Consider the following 2530-nt stretch of genomic DNA (forward strand, 5'->3'; position numbering starts at 1 on the left):
TTTCCATTTCGTTAAAAAATTGGTCTTCTAGTTCTTGTATTTTTTCATTAATTTTTGCCCTAATAAATTTAGTGTCCATATTTTGGCCTAAATTTTTTTCATGTTCATCAATAATAGTCAATGCGATTTTTAATCCATCAATTATTTCTTGCATGTTCACCCTCCTGTTTCATTTCAAATGCAATTACTTCTGAAGCATGTGCTAATGCTTTTATTTTAACATCATCAGGGATATAATCAAAGAAAATTTTATTAATAATTTGATAAAGCTCTAGCCTATCAATAAATTTATCATTTAAAATTCCCAAGTGTATGTTATTCTCTTGTCTACTGCTATCCTTGTTAGAAATGATACAACCCCTCCGTATTTACGAACAGTTTCTGGAACATACTTTTTTTCAAGCCTTTTAACCTCATCATCTAGCTCTAATTGATAATAAGCGGCAGTTAATGCTTTAGTTATTGCTTGTTTTTCTGAAGCATAACCAAATGAACAAAAAAAGAATAGAAGTAAATACAAACAAACTTTCAAAAAGGTTCCTCTTTTATTTTTTTCGGTGAAGAATAATATGCATCATCTTTTAATTGTATTTCTAATTTTTCATTATTTTTGTTATAAGAAACTAAAGTTAACACTGGGAAATTTACACTTATATATACAAATTCTCCAGGGCATTCTTTGTTCAACAGTTCAAGTGTACGTTTTAAATCACCTTCACGAATTTTAATTTTTTCCAAGCGATAACTCCTTTATTTTTCTATTCGTATAAATTGCCGCAGATTGACTTGATCCGGTCATTCTTTCTCCAAAATTAGCAACATTATTTCCATTTACATAGAAATCAACAACTTTTCCAGTATTGCTATTTTTATTGGTATTACCGATTACAATAATCTCAGGATAATAGCATGCAGGATAGAAATTGCAATTTTTATTTAAATTTATTCCATTGTTACCAGAAGCTGCAATCATAATTGTACCATTAGACAGTATTTGATGTACAATTGTTTTTTCAATTTGGCTAAAAACAGGACCACCGGCGCTAATATTGACAATGTCTGGTTTTGAATCTGCAACAATTTTTAATGCTTTTAAAAAATTTATTCCATTCATTGGATGATCTGATCCGGCATAAAATTTAATAATCACTAAACAGTAGTCAATTTTTTCTAAATCTTTACTAATTAATCCGGCAACATTAGTTCCGTGACCATGAGTATCCCGCAGCGATGTTTTTGTTAGGTCAGCATGACCACTATCACACAATTTTACTCGGTTTTTATATTTAAAATCAAACCCAGTATCTAAAATCGCAACTTTAATGGTTTTCGCTGTTGCGCTGAAACTTAATAGGCAAAATAAAAGCATTAAATATTTCATAGTTCTAATTTAATACATATTTTGAATAAAAACAACCTATTTTTCTTAAAAATCGTAAAAAAAGTAGTTGACAATTGTCTAATTTTTAGACATACTCTATTTTAACAAATAATGATAAGAGATTATTGGCAAGGAGCAAAGCCTAATTAGGCAAAAGGTTCTTTAGAAACATGGCTATCACGCCTTAAAACTCTGATTTTACAAGTTAATACACTTGAAAGGTGTAAAAAATGCTAGAAGTAGTAAAAAAAGTTAAGGTGAACTTTGCTTTATTGGCTTTTTTGGCCTATACGGTCAAAATGTTGGTTATTGCTCCAACTTTTCCCGAAGTTGGCATATTTTTTGCAATTGCTGCGGTTTATGCTTTTAAAATGAAGTTGCAGCTTCTTGAACCAAAAGATCTCAATAAAAATAAAATTGAAGCTGAAAAAATGAAAGCTGAGATTCAAGAACTAAAAAAAGAAATCAGCAAACTAAGTATTGGCAAAGTTGCTAAACCACAAAAGTATTTTTAATCATGTCAAAGCAAATTAAAGTTTTAGAAAAGGAATTTAAAACAATTTCGGCTTTAGAACAAAAAAATCTAGAGCTTAAAGAAGAAAACCGAAAACTGAAAGAAGCAGTAAATCAACTTATTGCTCGTTTAGACGCTTTGGATCAAACTAAAAATAAATTAGTTAAACTTGAGATTAGTTCAGAAGAATTAATTATTGAAAGACAAATACAATTTTTAAAAGAATCCGCAATGTTGCGGCCACTTACACTAGAAGAAACTAAAATATTAGATCTTCATATCAAAAATAAGCGTTTATTGACTGATAAGAGTACAATTAACGCTAAATATAAATCTCTACCAGACGATATGTCTGATGATGAGTTGCTAAGGATAGCTGAAAGTGTTGAAACCCAAGAAGAAGAAGACGGAGCTTAGTAGTTCTCAGGCCAAAAAGATTCTATGGAGAAAAGGAATCTTAAGATGGAAGCTCCACCCCCTACAAAAAACAATTTATGATCAATTTCATAGTGGTGCTGATGAAATCACTACTATGCTTATTTCTCGTCAAACGGGTAAATCTTTTTTACTTTCTATTTTAGCGTTAGAAGTCTGTTTAAAAAAGCCATACGCTGTTGTAAAATTCGTTACTCCCA

The 2530-nt window shown here is 30.2% G+C and carries 7 protein-coding genes; 3 read left to right on the plus strand and 4 right to left on the minus strand.

The genetic code is table 11. The features are described 5' to 3' along the window. Positions 1–137: 137 nt before the first annotated feature. Genes VIL26_04435 through VIL26_04450 form a run of 4 tightly spaced genes read right to left on the minus strand, consistent with a single transcriptional unit; the run spans position 138 to position 1381 of the window. The gene (locus VIL26_04435) at positions 138–308 is read right to left on the minus strand and encodes a hypothetical protein (GenBank protein ID HEY8390182.1); all 171 of its coding nucleotides are present in this window, start codon (positions 306–308) and stop codon (positions 138–140) included. Further along, a complete protein-coding gene (locus tag VIL26_04440) occupies positions 296–532 on the minus strand; it encodes a hypothetical protein (protein ID HEY8390183.1) in 237 nt (78 codons plus the stop codon). The genes VIL26_04435 and VIL26_04440 overlap by 13 nt, the downstream gene beginning before the upstream one ends. After that, complete coding sequence (locus VIL26_04445; protein HEY8390184.1) at positions 529–738, minus strand: hypothetical protein; 210 nt, start codon at positions 736–738, stop codon at positions 529–531. The genes VIL26_04440 and VIL26_04445 overlap by 4 nt, the downstream gene beginning before the upstream one ends. Then, positions 725–1381: a S8/S53 family peptidase gene (locus tag VIL26_04450; protein HEY8390185.1), complete on the minus strand. Its 657-nt coding sequence runs from the start codon at positions 1379–1381 to the stop codon at positions 725–727. Before VIL26_04450 ends, VIL26_04445 begins: the two co-directional genes overlap by 14 nt. 230 nt (positions 1382–1611) lie before the next feature. On the opposite strand from VIL26_04450, the gene VIL26_04455 reads away from it, so the two are divergent. The 3 genes from VIL26_04455 to VIL26_04465 form a co-directional block, all read left to right on the plus strand. Then, positions 1612–1896, plus strand: coding sequence for a hypothetical protein (locus VIL26_04455; GenBank protein HEY8390186.1), 285 nt, complete (start codon positions 1612–1614; stop codon positions 1894–1896). A gap of 2 nt (positions 1897–1898) precedes the next feature. After that, positions 1899–2312 carry a hypothetical protein gene (locus VIL26_04460; GenBank protein ID HEY8390187.1) on the plus strand — a complete coding sequence of 138 codons (414 nt, stop codon included), beginning with the start codon at positions 1899–1901 and terminating at the stop codon, positions 2310–2312. After that, on the plus strand, positions 2281–2530 hold a 250-nt coding region (locus VIL26_04465; protein ID HEY8390188.1), incomplete at its 3' end, for a hypothetical protein. The genes VIL26_04460 and VIL26_04465, both read left to right, overlap by 32 nt.

The organism is Clostridia bacterium (assembly GCA_036562685.1).
Classification (GTDB): domain Bacteria; phylum Bacillota; class Clostridia; order Christensenellales; family DUVY01; genus DUVY01.

Bases quoted from the DNA above. Each gene is read 5' to 3' on its own strand.
- VIL26_04450 (HEY8390185.1), bottom strand. From the start codon at position 1,381: ATGAAATATTTAATGCTTTTATTTTGCCTATTAAGTTTCAGCGCAACA.
- VIL26_04455 (HEY8390186.1), top strand. From the start codon at position 1,612: ATGCTAGAAGTAGTAAAAAAAGTTAAGGTGAACTTTGCTTTATTGGCT.
- VIL26_04460 (HEY8390187.1), top strand. From the start codon at position 1,899: ATGTCAAAGCAAATTAAAGTTTTAGAAAAGGAATTTAAAACAATTTCG.